Source organism: Glaciecola petra (assembly GCF_031846345.1).
In the GTDB taxonomy this organism is placed as follows: domain Bacteria; phylum Pseudomonadota; class Gammaproteobacteria; order Enterobacterales; family Alteromonadaceae; genus Glaciecola; species Glaciecola petra.
The window spans coordinates 1-15,790 of record NZ_JAVRHX010000009.1; the positions used below are offsets into that span (position 1 = coordinate 1).

A 15,790-nucleotide genomic window follows, 5' to 3' on the forward strand; every position below is an offset into this window, starting at 1 on the left:
ACACTGTATGTGCGGTATGAACTTGAAAGTGAAATGAGCTTTTTTACTGTAGCTCGCTTTGAGCATGTCTTACATGGCTCCAGTAAAAATATGAAATACCAGGTCTTATTAGTAAGTGTGTTTAATGGAGACTTAACGTACCGTAATTTCTGCACTTCTATTATTTGTTATTATTTCTACCATTAAAAAAAATAAACCTGCAGAAAGAGCGTTTCCAGATACTTTATTCCGGAGGTTGCTTGAACTTAGCACCACGCCTTTGTTTTCAAGCTGCTCGACTAAAAAATCATACGTCATTTCATGTTCAACCATTAATTTTTTTATATGCAAACTAGCACCTTTTGCATAGGGTTGAATTGACTTCTTGTTCTTCACGCTTATATTAACTTGTGAATGTTTATTGTTTTCCATGTATGTCACACTTTTATTTGGTTATCACCTTTGCAATAAAGTATATCGCATTGTGTAACATATTCAATGTATATGTATGTAATAAAGTGATAAAGCAATAAATATTAAATAAATGCAACAAATAGCTTGCAATTTTAAATTATGGCACTATTATAATATAGGTCAAACAGAAAAAGTAATTCGCTTTTAACGGAGATAAAGATGACAACAAAGCGCGAACATATCCTTTCGCTTATGAATGAGCAAATCAATTTCACGGCAGAAATGGAAGGAGAATGCATAAGCATCTCAAATGATGAAGGCGTTGACGCTTTCTTGGTTGTTGGTGAACAGCAAATTATTGCTGAAACAATCCTCTTTCCGATTAGTGCAGTAAATGATACCGCAGCGTTAGATGCTGACATCATGAGAACTCATCATTTAGTGCCCTTAACAACACTAGCGGTGTCACAAATTGGCGACGAAGAATATTATGTCGCATTTGGTGCATTATCTGTTGATAGTAAAGATGAAGTAATTGTAGAAGAAGTAGAAGCATTGTTTAGCAATGTTCCTGAATTCTTAGAATTATATTCTGAACATTTAAAATAGTAGGAGTCAATTATGAGTTTAGGTAAATTATGGACAGCATTAAGAGGTCATACAAACAAAGCCCTTGAAGATGCAGCAGACACACAAGCGTTGACTATTCTAGATCAGAATATTAGAGATGCTAAAAAAGAAATTCAACAATGTGGGCAAAGCCTCCATTCAATAGCAGCAAAACGTAAAATGTCACAAAACAAGGTTGATTCTTTTAATGCTGATATCGACAAATATACACAAAGTGCTGCTGAGCATGCTGAAAGCAATCGTGAACTGGCGTTAGAATGCGCGCAGCGTGTTGGTGAACTTGAAAACCTTAAGGCAAGTGAGCAAAGTATTTTGGATAGTTATATCAAGAACGAAGGCACTTTAAAGTCTAATCTTTCAACTGCTAAAAATAACTTGAGAATGCTTGAGCAACAGGTAGATCAAGTTAAAGCAACACAAGCTGTGCAAAAGGCCCAAGTTGCAGCCTCCACTCATTTTGATGGTGGCAATAGTAAGGTCAAAACTGCGCTAGATAGCCTAGAGCGAATTAAGCAAAAGCAAGCTGAAAAAGACGCAGCTATCGAAGCGGCCTCTGAATTAGCCGAGTTAGAATCAGGCTCAGACTTAGACGCTAAATTACGCAACGCTGGCGGCAGTGGCAGTGGATCTAGTGAAGATATGTTAGCTAAGATATTAGCTAACAAAAAGTAATATATTGAGCAGCTAATAAGATGCGCCCTAAACACAACTTAGGGCGCATCTGTACATTTTGAAGTGGAATGTTACTCTACACACGTTCCAGCTGAGAAAAAGGAGTTTACATGTTCGGTTTCCTCAAAAAACGCGGCGATAAAAATAAACTACAAGCACAAGTTAAAAAACCTGAAGTGATGGGTCTTTGTGTGGGTTCGAGCTTTGATCTCGATAAACTTTCATTCCAACTTATATTACAAGAACTTGTCATTAGTGAAGTTGCCGATACTCAACTTATTCAAGCTGCAGGTGAAGTAGATTTAGGGTCATCAACGTTATTAAGATTTTATACTGATGATGATGCTTGGCTACAAGTCGTTTGTGAGGGTGGAGTATCGGAAGAAAATATCGTCGATGTAACGCTATTTCATTATTACGATACACTAAATGTGGCAAGTACAGAATGGGATGATCTATTGAATCATAAAATAGGCGTACCTGTATATACGTTGGAAGGCCACCAGTACGAGCGAGTGTGGACCTCAACGTCTGAATATCACCCACCTGTTGCCATGCAAGAAGAAACCTATGACGATTCTAATGAAGCTTCAGAAACCGATCAATTTGTTATGTTGTTTGAACGTGAATTAACAGATGGTTCATATGAGCAACTATATTTATCTGCTGAAGAATCATTGAACGATAACAATCAACTCGAACGCTGTTTAGTGATTAGTACGGGCGTAAAAATTTCAGCTACGCAAATTAGAGTTAATGGTTAAGGTAAAACAAGTCTTGTATGTGTGTAAAAAATAACTACACTCTTACTCATGCGCATTTAAAGATTAACAAAACTCAGAGAGAGACCTTATGGAAGATTACGATTTACTCACAGGTATAATTAACTTTGCGATCTACTTCGGTATATCAGTCGTGTTCTTAGTGATTTTCAAGAGTGTGTATGGGCTTGCCACGCCTCACTCCGAATGGAAATTGATTAAAGAGGATAAAAACACCGCTGCAGCAATTGGTTTTGGTGGGGCAATTATTGGCTTCGCTACAGCCCTTGCCGGTGCTGTAAGTAACTCAGGTGATTATATTGATTTCGCTATTTGGGGATTAGTAGCGCTTGCAGCTCAAGTTATCGCCTTTTCTATTGTTAGGTTTATTTTCATGCCGAAAATTACTGAACGCATAGAAAATAACGAAGTCAGCGCTGGTATTGTATTGGGTGCAACTAACGTTGCCGTCGGCCTAATTAATGCTGCATGCATGACCTATTAATGAGGGCTTTAGCATGAAAAGAACATCGTTTCTTGACCTCAAACTAATGCGCAAGCGAAGTCGAACCTTTGTACTAGCGCCTATTTCATTAGCTGTTATGGCTGGGTGTTCTTCAGGTCCTTCTGAAGAAGAAGTGAAATTTGTTAAGTCAGTAGCTGAATGCGAATCGACAACATCCCTGTCTGAAGCTGATTGCCAAGCTGCCTATGAGCAAGCCCTTAAAGATGCAGAGGCTACCGCACCCCGCTATCAATATGAGCGTGATTGCGAAAATGAATTTGGTAACTGTCAGCGCACAAGTAGCGGCTTTTTTGTTCCATTTATGGCTGGATATATTGTTGCAGAAATCATTGATGAAGTAGGTGATTCATTTGAGCGAAAACATCGATATAGACACTCTTATCCCACTTATTTATACAGCGGTAGCGGCAGCTATAGAAACAAAATAATGACCAGTGATGGGTTTGTGGTTGGTTCTCCAGGTCAACGTTCATATCGCATGCCTCGAGAAGCTTTAAAACCTAAACCAGCGGTTACTCGCACTATTTCACGTGGTGGTTTTGGGTCTGCGGCTTCAGCTAAAAGTAATTGGGGCAGCGCAAAAAGTAGCAGAAGTTCTCGCGGGTGGGGCGGTTAATTGCTTCGAGTACCCTGTGAAGAACGCAGCAATTGGGAAGCGTTAGCAGACGAATTTGGCTTTAAATTCCATACTATGTATGGTGAAAAGTACTGGGATGAATCTGCTTATTATCAGTTTTCGTTGGGTCAAATAGAAAACGGTATTGAAGCACCGACTGAAGATATTCACCAAATGTGCCTAGCCGTTGTAGATCGCGTTATCCACGATGACGCTCTGTTGACAAAATTTGCAATACCCCAAGCACAATGGGCGCTTATAAAAACAAGCTGGGAAAATGGCGACCCTTCACTTTACTCTCGATTAGACTTTGCTTATGACGGTTCTGGCGTTGCCAAGCTGTACGAAAATAACGCTGACACGCCCACTTCAATCTATGAAACGGGCTTTTGGCAGTGGGTCTGGCTTGAAAATAAGGTTGATACCCAAAATCTCCCACGTCATGCCGATCAATTTAATTCTGTACAAGAAAAATTAGTAAATCGTTTTAAAGAAATTTATGCCCTTAACCCAGAACGAACTTTGCATTTTGCATGCTGCAAAGATACTGAAGAGGATAGGGGAACTGTGCAATATTTGGAAGACTGTGCCAAAGCAGCAAATATTGACACTAAATTTGTTTATATTGAAGATATAGGAATAGACAAAGAAGACCAGTTTACCGATTTAGACAATCAGGTCATCACATGGATGTTTAAGTTATATCCGTGGGAGTTTATGTTTGAAGATGAATACGGGCAAATATTGGGTAAACAAAACATTCGATGGTTAGAGCCGCCATGGAAAGCAATTTTGTCGAATAAAGCGTTACTGCCGATGTTATGGAAAATGTTCCCTGAACACCCAAATTTACTTCCTTCATATTTTGAAGACGAACTACACCTAGTGCCAGAAGACATGGAGCTCGTTAAAAAACCAATATTTTCACGCGAAGGCGCTAATATTAGTTTTACCAATAGCAGAGGCGAACCGCTTGGCAGTGCAAGCGATTCAGACGGCCCTTATGGTGAAGAAGGGTTTATTTTTCAGCAAAAATATTCCTTACCGACTTTTGATGGAAATCATACTTTAATAGGCAGTTGGCTTATTGATGACCAAGCTGCGGGTATTTCTATCAGAGAAGATGCCAATGCTATTACACAAGACATGAGCCGATATTTACCTCATGTTATTTGCTAGCTTACCAGTTTCCAAATTGTTTAATCACTTACGGTTTATTTGATGACTTACGACAGATCAACAATGGCTTCAGGCAAATTTGCTCCTGGTAAACATGTATTAATCGATCTTTATGGTGCAAAAAATTTAACTAAAGTTGAATTAATCAAAGACGCTTTGCAAAATGCAGCGACAATATGCGGGGCAGAGGTATTAAACACAAATTTACATTCGTTTGGTGAAAATGCGGGTGTAACGGGTGTGGCGCTGTTAGCTGAATCTCATATTAGTATTCATACTTGGCCAGAGCTCGATTATGCAGCGATAGACATTTTCATGTGTGGCAATTGCGAACCTGAACTAGCCATAGAGCCACTCAAGCAATTTTTTAACGCTAATGATAGCGCTGTGAACATTATACATCGAGGGCAAAACGCTCCGTCATCACAAACACAAAAAACGGCTTAAGGGCACAACATCATCAAAAATAATTTAATGAATAAAGTATCAAGAAAGAGAGACAGTGGTGTCAAATGAGCGTAAACAAACCTTAGCGCTCACTTATGCTGCCTTTGTCGCGGGCCTATGTTCCATAGTATATGAGCTGTTGATTGCGACAACCGTTTCCTATTTTTTAGGAGATTCAGTTAAATATTTCTCGCTTACCATTGGCATGTATATGGCCGCGATGGGTGCTGGCTCTTATTGTTCTAAATTCATTGGCAAAAACCTAGTATCGAGATTTTTAAAGTTTGAAATCGCTCTAGCTGGCTTAGGTGGTTTGAGTATCCCACTACTTTATTTAACCTATATTCATCAAGATTTATTTATTCCAACCTATGTTGTTTTGACTTGCTCTATTGGTTTTTTGATAGGTTTAGAAATCCCGTTTTTAACACGTTTAATGGAAGACTTTAAATCCTTAAAAAGTAATATTGCAAGCGTCCTTACTTTCGACTACATCGGCGCGCTAATCGCGACTATCGCTTTTCCATTCTTTTTGCTACCGGTGCTAGGTAATTATCAATCATCGTTAGTGTTAGGATTGATAAATCTTACTATTATTGCGGTACTAATGCGTTACTTCAGCAAAGATTTAGGAAAGGCAAAAAAACGGATTTTTGCCGGCTTATTCGCAATGGCAAGTATATTGGTGGCCGCTATCATTTTTGCCAATCAAGCCTTATATGAGTGGGACCAAGCGTTGTTCGACGACCAAATAGTGCACGCCGAACAAACTCGCTATCAAAAGATAGTAGTGACAAAAAATAGTGACGATGTGCGTTTATACTTAAATGGTAATATCCAATTTTCTTCAATTGACGAATATCGATATCACGAGGCTTTAATTTCTTATCCTATGTTGTATAAAAAAGGGCCAGTTAAACGCGTTTTACTGCTAGGTGCTGGGGACGGCTTAGCGGTAAGGCAACTCCTAAATTATCCTGAAATAGAAGCGATAGTTTTGGTTGATTTAGACCAACGAGTTGTAGAGTTAGCGAAAACAAACCCTTATCTAAGAGATTTAAATCAAGATAGTTTGCTCGATCCTAAACTGGAAATTGTTCATTCAGATGCATACACTTATTTGCAAGATAATTATACTCAAATTGAAGCTCATGCTAATACGCAAACAATGTCGGTCGAGCAAGTCAATTCAGAGCATTATAGTGACGAAGTAGCGTCTTTAAAAAGCATTAAGTTTGACTTAATTATAAGCGATTTACCTGATCCAAATACTATTGAATTAGCACGTCTTTATACTAAGCAGTTTTATCGTACACTTAAGGCCAATTTGAATGAAGATGGGGTTTTTGTAACCCAATCTACCAGTCCCTACTTTGCCACCAAAGCATTTTGGAGTATTCACAATACATTAGTGGCAAGTGGTTTTGAGCATGTTATACCCTACCATGCAGATGTCCCCTCATTTGGTGATTGGGGCTTTGTGATGGCAAGTAACAGCGAACTAAATGAAAAAAGTGAAAGAGACATTTTTACACAAAGTCAATTTTTGCACGCGGGTATGTTAGACAGTATGCGTATTTTTGCGAAAGACCAAGCAGCTTTGGATGTAGATATTAACAGTATCGATAAACCTGTTTTATTGCATTACTATTTGGAAGGCTGGCAGAAGTTTGGCTACTAAAGGTATTATTGTAAGCATGTCCAAATTATTTCAACTCTACACTAAATACTACGTAAGATTTTAGTATATGGGGCGCCGTTGAAATTATACCTATCGAAGATATTTCTTGCATGTTCATAGTACGTGTTTTTGGTGCGTTTTTGATGTCTTCCAATTCAAACTCAATAGTATTGACACCAGGCTGTATCATAACGATTTGACTAAAGCGGTCGTGGTAATCAAATGAAAACCCATGTTCAATATCGTTTACTCGAAATGTGAGTGGACTAGTTTCTTCTGCATAAAGTTTAATGCTTAATGTGCTATACCCATCCCAATTTGACGACATATACCGCAAAAACATACCGCTATATTTTTTTTCAGTAATGGGTATTACTAAGCCACATTCCGTATCACTATTTGAGGGAAACAATACATTTGAGAAAATTACACTATTGCGTGGTGTGTAAGCGAATTTTTCATATTGATATTTATGTTCACGTTTTTCTGGAATGCTTGCGTTTTTAAATTTGGGTCCAACACATAACACTTTGTCGCTGTCGCCATCCCATCTGCGTAATTCACTTTGATAGCTAAAATTACTTAATACTGGAAATTGCGCCTTTTTAACATATTCATCAATAAAGATTACATGAGATGGATATAATAAGCCTACCATGCCTAGTAACATCAAAAAGCCATAGAATATGCGCTTGCCACCATTTAGCAAATAATGAAGGGTACAGCCCATAAATGCACCCACAACATCCAAATACATATCAACATAACTAATACTGCGACCGGGTATAAACTGTTGAATAGATTCCGTGGTAACAGCAATAACCAAGGCGCTCACAAGTGCGATAAGATAGTAATTTATAGCCGTTAATTTATCGAAATAAATATGGGCGCGAGGCAATAATGTAAATAAAAAAGCAAAGCCAAACGCGTGCCCCATGTTCCAAAATTCGTGTTGAATAGCACTTAAACGAAAAGAAATCGGAAGCATTAGCACAACAATACCGATGAAAATAGCACCATAAAGTACCCATTTTGCTTGATTCCGTTTGTTTATTATTGGCAATACTAGTTTCCTTATTTTTCAACTCTAAGTTGAGAGGGTTGTATAGCAAACAAGGCTTTAAATTGTTTACTAAAATAACTGTGTTCCTTAAAGCCACATGCATCAGCAATATCGGCAATAGGTTCTCTTGATTCTAAAATTAAACGTCGTGCATTTTCTAAACGGACTTGATTGATAAACTGTTTAGGTGTTTTCGATAATTGGCGTTTGAAACGCCGTTCTAAGGCACTAACAGATAAAAAACTAATTTTTGCTAACTGTTCTACAGTAATTTCTTGTGCAAAATTTTCGCGAATATATTCCACTGGTTTTTTTATTTCGTCGACACTAGACAGGAGGTGAGAAGTTTTTTCTAGATGTTGCGTAAAACCATAAGAACCAATGATTTTGCCTTCAATATCAAAAAGTGGCCGTTTAGAAGTTGAAAACCATCCGTAGCCGCCATTTTTGAGCATGTTGAGTTCGAGTCGGTCGGTGATTATTTCGCCTGCAAGTACCTTTTTGTCATCGTTAAGGTATTGCCTTGCAAGATGATGAGGTGAAAAGCCTGAATCAGTTTTTCCCACTATCTGCTCTAAATGTTTATTGTCCAAATGTTCAATATACGTACTGTTAGCGTGAATAATGCGACTTTCGGCATCCTTTATCCAAAACAAGGTGTTCGGCAATAAATCGAACATTCTTATAATTTGCTGCACCCCCACATGTTTAAGGAATTGAGTATGTACAACGTCGTTATTGACTTTCATGATTTTAGGCAGTGAATTTCTTAATCAAGGCTGAATATGGTGCGCCGAATTTGTCATAATTACAACCGATTTTTTGATAGCCTTAAATGTTATTAGTTTGTTAATGTAATGCAACAATAAGCAAAACCTGTCTCTTTTCATTTTATTTCAGGAATCCAGAATGCAAGATAGAAAAATAAGAATGGGTATGGTCGGCGGTGGTGAAGGCGCATTCATTGGTAATGTTCACCGTATGGCTGCCAATCTAGACGGACAAATTGAACTTGTGTGCGGAGCTTTTAGTGCTAACCCAGACAAAAGCCAACGTTCAGGTAGAGCACTCTTTTTACAAACAGAACGCTGTTATGCTAGCTATCAAGAAATGTTTGAAAAAGAACAAGCACTTCCCGACGAACAAAAAATGGACATCGTTTCGATTGTTACGCCAAATCATTTGCATTTTGATGTAGCGAAAATGGCATTGGAACATGGCTTTCACGTTATCTGTGACAAACCTGCTACTTTCACTCTAGCTGAAGCTAAAGCACTCAAAGATATTATTGCGACAAGTGGCCGACTTTACGGCTTAACCCACACTTACAATGGATATCCATTAGTAAAACAAGCCAAACAAATGGTAGCAAATGGAGAGTTAGGCAAAGTCGTCAAAGTGGTCGCGCAATATAGCCAAGGTTGGTTGTCTGCCAGTTCTGATACCGACAACAAACAAGCTGCATGGCGACTCGACCCAAAACAGGCCGGTATTAGTTGTTGCATGGGTGATATCGGCGTGCATGCCGCCAATTTAATGGAATATATTAGCGGCCAACATATCACTGAGCTATGTTCCGATTTAACCCCTACGGTCAGTGGTCGCCAGTTAGATGATGATGGCACAGTAATTGTGAAGTTTAATGAGGGTGCAAAAGGCGTACTAACATCAAGTCAAATCTCGGTTGGAGAAGAAAACGGACTTGCCATTAACATTTATGGTGAAAATGCGAGTTTAACTTGGCGACAAGAAGAGCCTAATTCTTTATGGCTAAAATACAACGATAAACCCACGCAAATGATACGCACTGGTGTGGGAGAGTTTTGTAACGAAGCCTTAGCCGCGACGCGCACGCCAGCTGGCCATCCGGAAGGTTACTTAGAGGCTTTTGCAAATTTGTATACAAGGTTTGCCGAACAAGTCAGAGCGTATCCAAATATATTAAAAGATAAAGCACCCATACCAGGAATAGAAGAAGCTATTCGTGGCATGGCATTTATAGAAAACGCGGTAAAGGCAAGTGATTCTGATATTAAGTGGCATAAATTTACAATTTAATTAGGTATTAGCACTTTTTAATTAATCCTAAGCGTATTGCGAAAATTTGAGAAGGAAAGAGCATGAAAGAAATCAAAGGGCCGGGTATATTTTTAGCGCAGTTTGCGGGTAATGATGCCCCTTATAATAGTTTAGACAATATTTGTAAATGGGCATCTGAACAAGGCTTTAAAGGCATTCAAATGCCTTCATGGGATGCTCGCTTATTCAATTTAGAATTGGCCGCTGAAAGTGACGACTACTGCCAAGAAGTGCAAGGCACCATGGCTCAATACGGATTAACCCTGACTGAACTTTCTACGCATTTACAAGGTCAATTAGTGGCTGTTCATCCAGCATATGATGCTATGTTTGATGGCTTTGCACCAGCAGAAGTGCATGGTAACCCGACTGCCCGCACGGAGTGGGCGGTTAAACAAATGCATATGGCGGCAAAAGCCAGTGGTCGATTTGGCTTGAAATCACATGCAAGTTTTTCTGGGGCTTTGTTATGGCAAACCATGTATCCGTGGCCACAGCGCCCTGCAGGATTGGTTGAGTTAGGCTTTGAGGAATTAGGCAAACGTTGGTTGCCGATTCTAGATGCATTTGATGAAGCGGGTTGTGATGTCTGCTACGAATTGCACCCGGGTGAAGATTTGCATGATGGTGTTACGTTTGAGCGCTTTTTAGAAGCAACCAACAATCACACCCGTGCCAATATCTTATATGACCCCAGTCATTTTGTGCTCCAGCAACTAGACTATCTAGCGTTTATCGATATTTATCATGAGCGAATCCGAGCCTTTCACGTTAAAGACGCAGAATTTAATCCATCTGGTCGCAGTGGTGTGTATGGTGGTTACCAAGCATGGATTGATCGCCCTGGCCGCTTTAGGTCGCTTGGTGACGGTCAAATCGACTTTAAGAGTATTTTCAGTAAGCTGACCCAGTACGATTTTGATGGATGGGCAGTTATGGAATGGGAGTGCTGTATGAAGCACCCCGAAAATGGTGCGCAAGAAGGTGCTATTTTCATTAATGATCATTTAATTCGCCCAACTGACAAAGCCTTTGATGACTTTGCAGATACCGGCGCAGACGATGAGTTAAACAAGGCCATTTTGGGCCTCAAATAAGGAATAATAAAATGACAACAACAACAGTTCCTCATAAACATTCATCTAGGATCTTTTTATTAAGTTGCCTAGCCTTAGTTGTAACTGCAATGACCTTTGCTATAAGGGCCGGGATTGTCCCTGAGCTTGGCAAAGAATTTGGTCTGACGAATGTTCAGCTTGGAGTGATCATCGGGATGGCATTTTGGGGCTTTCCAGCCGCAACAGTTATCGGTGGATTTTTATATAATACCTTTGGTGCCAAAAAATTACTGTGGGTAGCGTTTATATGCCATACGGTCGGGTTGGTGTTAACCATCACAGCCAATGGATACTATGGACTGATTGTATCGACTTTCTTGGTTGGTTTTGGTAACGGTGCGGTAGAAGCTGCATGTAACCCTTTGATTTCAGATATGTACAAAGACAACAAAACAACCATGCTGAATAAGTTCCATGTTTGGTTCCCAGGTGGCATTGTTATAGGTGCATTAGTGTCTTATGCCTTAAATACTATGGGCTTTTCTTGGGAGTATCAAATTGCCGTTATGTTGCTACCAGCAGCCGTTTATGCCGCAATGCTGATTGGTTGTGAATTCCCTGAGTTGAATAAGGAAATCGATACTACCTCTGGAAACTTGCAAGCATTGCTTAGACCATTATTTTTGTTCTTTTTTGTGGTCATGACAATCACCGCGACAACTGAGTTGGGAACCCAAGGCTGGATTAGTGAAATATTGGCTGCCTCTGGTGCGACCCCCATGCTAATTTTAGCGTTAATTACCGGTATTATGGCAGTAGGCAGATACTTTGCAGGGCCTTTGGTCCATAGCCTGAACCCTGCGGGTGTATTGCTAGGATCTTCAGTACTGGCATTTATTGGTATATTTTTGTTAACACAAGTAAGCGGCAGTATGGTTTACGTGGCGGCTGTATTTTTTGCCTTAGGAGTGACGTATTTTTGGCCAACTATGCTAGGCTGTGTCACAGAATATATGCCTAAAACAGGTGCTCTCGGTTTATCGCTAGTTGGTGGTGCTGGTATGGCTGGTGTTGCAATATTTAACCCGATCATTGGTGGTTGGGCTGACGATGCTAAAGCTCAAGCGATTACAAATGGCGCGACAGGTACGGAATTGACTATGGCATCTGGGCAAGCAATATTGTCAAACTTGATGATATTCCCTTTAGTGTTGATAGTGCTTTTTGCTGGCCTATATTTCTTTGTTAAGAAAAGTGGTATTGGTAAAAAAGCATAGTGCAAACTAAAAGCCTATCGATTAGATAGGCTTAGCTCAAACAAAAGGATAAATATGAAAGAATATCCACAAAATAGCAGGTCTCAACTTACCCGTAGAGATTTTATGCGTAAGTTGAGTTCGGTCATGGGCGTGACCGCAGCAGGAGCCGTGTTAGCGGGCTCCTCGGTGGCGACTGCGTTGGCTTATGTACCCAAGCAAGGCAGTGAAAACAGCGCAGGTAAATTGTTTAATCAAATGCAAATGAAAGCATTAAAAGCGATTGCCGATACGGTATTCCCTGAAACCGATACTCCTAGCGGTGGCCAAGTCGATTGTCATGGACTCATTGACAATTTATTAGCGACATGTCACTCAGTAGAGACGCAGCAAAATATGGTTTCATGTGTAAGCGCTATCATGGCTGCCAGTGTCAATGGGCGAGCAATTCATGAGTTGAGTGCAAACGAGCAAGAAGCATTGCTTAACAAAGTCGAAGCTGGGCAAAGCGTAAATGGTGAGACTCTAGGGCATTTTAGGTTTTTAAAATATTTAATTGTATTTGCGTTCTTTACTAGCGAAGTAGGTGCAACACAAGTGCTGCGTTATCAGGCTGTTCCTGGTGGATTCAAAGCGTCGGTTAAAATGACAGACGACACAATAGCTTGGAGTTCCAGGGACTTCTACTAATACGAATTCAACGTAACAAGAAAGAGCTGCCAGAAATCGCGAGGGATACTACATGAACGAAAAGTTATACATAGAAGAAAGCAACGAAGAGTTTGACGTTATTATTGTCGGTTCGGGTGTAACCGGTGGCTGGGCCGCAAAAGAATTCTGCGAGAAAGGTTTTAAAACCTTAATGATCGAAAGAGGACGAGTTGTCGAGCATCGCAAAGACTACACTACTGAAAACACGCCACCTTGGAAATTTGAAAACCGCACCAAAGTCGACAACTTATTGGTTCAAGAACAATACAAGATTCAATCTAAGTGCTATGCGTTCAACGAAACTACTAAGCACTTTTTTGGGAATGACCGAGATTTACCTTACACTACCGAAAAAGGAACCGATTTTGGCTGGATTAGAAGTAATCAATTAGGTGGTAAGTCACTCACTTGGCATAGACAGTCTTATCGCATGAGTGAGTTTGATTTTGCAGCAAATAAAGCGGATGGTTATGGTAATGATTGGCCAATTCGTTATAAAGATTTAGAAAAATGGTATGCCTACGTAGAAGTACATGCAGGTATTAGCGGTAACAAAGATAAGTTACCACAGTTGCCTGACAGTGAATTTCAACCACCTTTTGAAATGATGGCGCCAGAAAAAGATATCCAAAAATCATTTGCTGAACACTTCCCTGACAGACCTATGATAATGGGACGAACCGCCCATTTAACAAAACCTACGCCCAAACAAACCCAGCAAGGCCGAATTACTTGTCAGGCTCGCTCTGAATGTCAAAAAGGGTGCTCTTTTGGGGCATATTTTTCTACTCAAAGTTCAACCTTGCCCGATGCTTTAAAAACCGGGAATTTGCAAATTGCCCCAAATAGCGTTGTACATAGTCTTATTTATGATGAAACAAGCAAGCGGGTAAAAGGTGTCAATGTTGTCGACAATGAAAACCTAAGTACACGAGAATACCGTGCGAAAGTGGTGTTTATGTGTGCATCGACCTTAGGTACAACTCAAGTCTTGCTAAATACTAAAACCAAGTCTTTCCCTAATGGCCTAGCAAATTCCTCAGGGGTATTGGGACACTATTTAATGGACCATTGTTATAATGCTGGCGCGAGTGCTGACTTCGATGGCTATGAAGACGAGTACTACTCGGGCCGCCGTCCTACTGGTATTTATGTGCCTAACTTCAGGTATGAGCCTAGCAAATATCACAAAAAGTACGTAAGAGGCTACGCCCTTGGTGGTGGCGCTTCGCGCAGAGATTGGATGGGTCAAGCTTGGCAACCAGGCGTTGGCAAAGACTTTAAAGAAAGCTTTAAGAAACCGGGGCCTTGGAATTTTGGCTTGTACGCACAAGGTGAAATGTTGCCAAGATTCGACAACCAGGTAAGTTTGCATCCTACAAGAAAAGACAAGTGGGGTATTCCGCTATTACACTTTAATGTAAAGTGGTCAGATAATGAAAAATTCATGATGGAAGATTGCGCCGAGTCGTCGGCCGAAATGCTACGCAAAGCTGGTGGCACTAATATTAATAGTTATACCTCTATTGATACCAACCCGCCAGGTATGGCAATTCACGAATTAGGCACGGCAAGAATGGGTCGTGATCCAAAAGACTCGGTGTTAAATGGCTATAACCAAGCGCATGATATTGCCAACTTGTTTATACCAGATGGCAGTAGCTATTGTTCGACAGCGACAGTTAATCCGTCACTCACTTTTATGGCATTGACCGTTAGAGCCGTCGATTATTGTGTTAAAGAAATGCAACAGCGTCGCATTTAAACTGGAAAATGATATGTTAAAAAAACAAAATAAGAGCTTAAAAAAAATACATAGTTTGGCCGCAGTTATCGCAAGCACATGTCTTACTATTGCCGCACTTTCTTTAAACACTGCTCAGGCGACCATGCACGATCATAAAAGCAAAGAAGCGCACCAAGAAAATTTGATCGGCTTACAGCTTTGGAGTTTGCGAAATCAGATGGATGAAAATGCTGCAGAAGCATTAGATTATGTGAAAGACTGGGGCATTAAAGACCTTGAAGCAGGCGGGCGATTAGCGGGTAATAGCATAGGAGATTTTCGTGCTTTACTTGACGAGCGAGGCTTGCAAATAGTGAGTGTGGATACCTCTTTTGAAGAAATCCGCGATAATCCCATGGGCGCGGCGTTTAAAGCACATTACTTTGGTGCAAAGTACGCGACTATTTATTGGATACCTCACGATGGCGATGCGGGCTTTAATATAGATAACGCCAAAGAAGCGGTAGAAATATTAAATACTGGTGGCAAAATTCTTGCGGAACATGGTATCACGCTTCAATACCATCCACATGGTTATGAATTTAGACCTCATGAAGACGGTACCTTGTTGGATTATATTATTCAGAACACCACAGAAGCCCAATTTCAAATGGACGTTTTTTGGATAAAACAAGGTGGCGGTAGTCCTGCGGATATTCTAAAGAAATATGCTGGACGATTCACATCCTTGCATTTGAAAGACCGTTTACCTGGTGCGCCTATTACCAGTAGTGGTGGAACCGACATGGATAAATATAATGTGGTTTTAGGAAAAGGTGATACGGGTATTGCTGAAGTGATAGAAGAAGCCAAAAAACAGGGCATTAAATATTTCTTTTTGGAAGATGAATCTTCTAGGGTACTGACCCAAGTCCCTCAAAGTTTAGAGTTCGTAAGGCCGCTGATAAATGGCGAGTAAGTTTTTATTATCC

Annotated in this window: 17 protein-coding genes; 14 read left to right on the top strand and 3 right to left on the bottom strand. The window is 40.1% G+C overall.

The window, feature by feature from the left end; all coding sequences use genetic code 11:
• Positions 1–132 precede the first annotated feature (132 nt).
• Positions 133–411: a DUF6471 domain-containing protein gene (locus RM552_RS17395; protein WP_311370163.1), complete on the bottom strand. Its 279-nt coding sequence runs from the start codon at positions 409–411 to the stop codon at positions 133–135.
• A 201-nt stretch (positions 412–612) separates the two neighbouring features.
• Here RM552_RS17395 and RM552_RS17400 point away from each other — a divergent pair, with 201 nt between their 5' ends.
• From RM552_RS17400 to RM552_RS17435, 8 genes are all read left to right on the top strand, one after another.
• Complete coding sequence (locus RM552_RS17400; RefSeq protein WP_311370164.1) at positions 613–1,002, top strand: DUF2170 family protein; 390 nt, start codon at positions 613–615, stop codon at positions 1,000–1,002.
• Between the two features lie 12 nt (positions 1,003–1,014).
• On the top strand, positions 1,015–1,695 hold the full coding sequence (locus RM552_RS17405) for a PspA/IM30 family protein (protein WP_311370165.1): 681 nt from the start codon (positions 1,015–1,017) through the stop codon (positions 1,693–1,695).
• Positions 1,696–1,805: 110 nt separating this feature from the next.
• The gene (locus RM552_RS17410) at positions 1,806–2,459 is read left to right on the top strand and encodes a YjfK family protein (RefSeq protein ID WP_311370166.1); all 654 of its coding nucleotides are present in this window, start codon (positions 1,806–1,808) and stop codon (positions 2,457–2,459) included.
• Positions 2,460–2,547: 88 nt separating this feature from the next.
• Positions 2,548–2,961: a DUF350 domain-containing protein gene (locus RM552_RS17415; protein ID WP_311370167.1), complete on the top strand. Its 414-nt coding sequence runs from the start codon at positions 2,548–2,550 to the stop codon at positions 2,959–2,961.
• Between the two features lie 13 nt (positions 2,962–2,974).
• The gene (locus tag RM552_RS17420; RefSeq protein WP_311370168.1) at positions 2,975–3,598 is read left to right on the top strand and encodes a DUF1190 domain-containing protein; all 624 of its coding nucleotides are present in this window, start codon (positions 2,975–2,977) and stop codon (positions 3,596–3,598) included.
• Entirely contained in the window at positions 3,599–4,777 is a 1,179-nt protein-coding gene (locus RM552_RS17425) for a glutathionylspermidine synthase family protein (RefSeq protein ID WP_311370169.1), read from the top strand.
• A 42-nt stretch (positions 4,778–4,819) separates the two neighbouring features.
• A complete protein-coding gene (gene speD / locus RM552_RS17430) occupies positions 4,820–5,224 on the top strand; it encodes an adenosylmethionine decarboxylase (protein WP_311370170.1) in 405 nt (134 codons plus the stop codon).
• Between the two features lie 58 nt (positions 5,225–5,282).
• The gene (locus RM552_RS17435; protein ID WP_311370171.1) at positions 5,283–6,905 is read left to right on the top strand and encodes a polyamine aminopropyltransferase; all 1,623 of its coding nucleotides are present in this window, start codon (positions 5,283–5,285) and stop codon (positions 6,903–6,905) included.
• A gap of 25 nt (positions 6,906–6,930) precedes the next feature.
• On the opposite strand, the gene RM552_RS17440 is transcribed toward RM552_RS17435, so the two are convergent.
• Both RM552_RS17440 and RM552_RS17445 read right to left on the bottom strand, forming a co-directional pair.
• Positions 6,931–7,968, bottom strand: coding sequence for a VanZ family protein (locus RM552_RS17440; protein WP_311370172.1), 1,038 nt, complete (start codon positions 7,966–7,968; stop codon positions 6,931–6,933).
• Positions 7,969–7,979: 11 nt separating this feature from the next.
• Positions 7,980–8,717, bottom strand: coding sequence for an AraC family transcriptional regulator (locus RM552_RS17445; protein ID WP_311370173.1), 738 nt, complete (start codon positions 8,715–8,717; stop codon positions 7,980–7,982).
• 160 nt (positions 8,718–8,877) lie between these two features.
• Here RM552_RS17445 and RM552_RS17450 point away from each other — a divergent pair, with 160 nt between their 5' ends.
• The 6 genes from RM552_RS17450 to RM552_RS17475 all read left to right on the top strand — a co-directional run bounded on the left by RM552_RS17450 (position 8,878) and on the right by RM552_RS17475 (position 15,777).
• Positions 8,878–10,026 carry a Gfo/Idh/MocA family protein gene (locus RM552_RS17450; RefSeq protein ID WP_311370174.1) on the top strand — a complete coding sequence of 383 codons (1,149 nt, stop codon included), beginning with the start codon at positions 8,878–8,880 and terminating at the stop codon, positions 10,024–10,026.
• Positions 10,027–10,088: 62 nt separating this feature from the next.
• On the top strand, positions 10,089–11,144 hold the full coding sequence (locus tag RM552_RS17455) for a sugar phosphate isomerase/epimerase family protein (RefSeq protein WP_311370175.1): 1,056 nt from the start codon (positions 10,089–10,091) through the stop codon (positions 11,142–11,144).
• Between the two features lie 11 nt (positions 11,145–11,155).
• Complete coding sequence (locus tag RM552_RS17460) at positions 11,156–12,382, top strand: MFS transporter (RefSeq protein ID WP_311370176.1); 1,227 nt, start codon at positions 11,156–11,158, stop codon at positions 12,380–12,382.
• Positions 12,383–12,436: 54 nt separating this feature from the next.
• The gene (locus tag RM552_RS17465; RefSeq protein ID WP_311370177.1) at positions 12,437–13,051 is read left to right on the top strand and encodes a gluconate 2-dehydrogenase subunit 3 family protein; all 615 of its coding nucleotides are present in this window, start codon (positions 12,437–12,439) and stop codon (positions 13,049–13,051) included.
• Between the two features lie 52 nt (positions 13,052–13,103).
• Entirely contained in the window at positions 13,104–14,837 is a 1,734-nt protein-coding gene (locus tag RM552_RS17470; protein WP_311370178.1) for a GMC family oxidoreductase, read from the top strand.
• 13 nt (positions 14,838–14,850) lie between these two features.
• On the top strand, positions 14,851–15,777 hold the full coding sequence (locus RM552_RS17475; protein WP_311370179.1) for a sugar phosphate isomerase/epimerase family protein: 927 nt from the start codon (positions 14,851–14,853) through the stop codon (positions 15,775–15,777).
• Positions 15,778–15,790 lie beyond the last annotated feature (13 nt).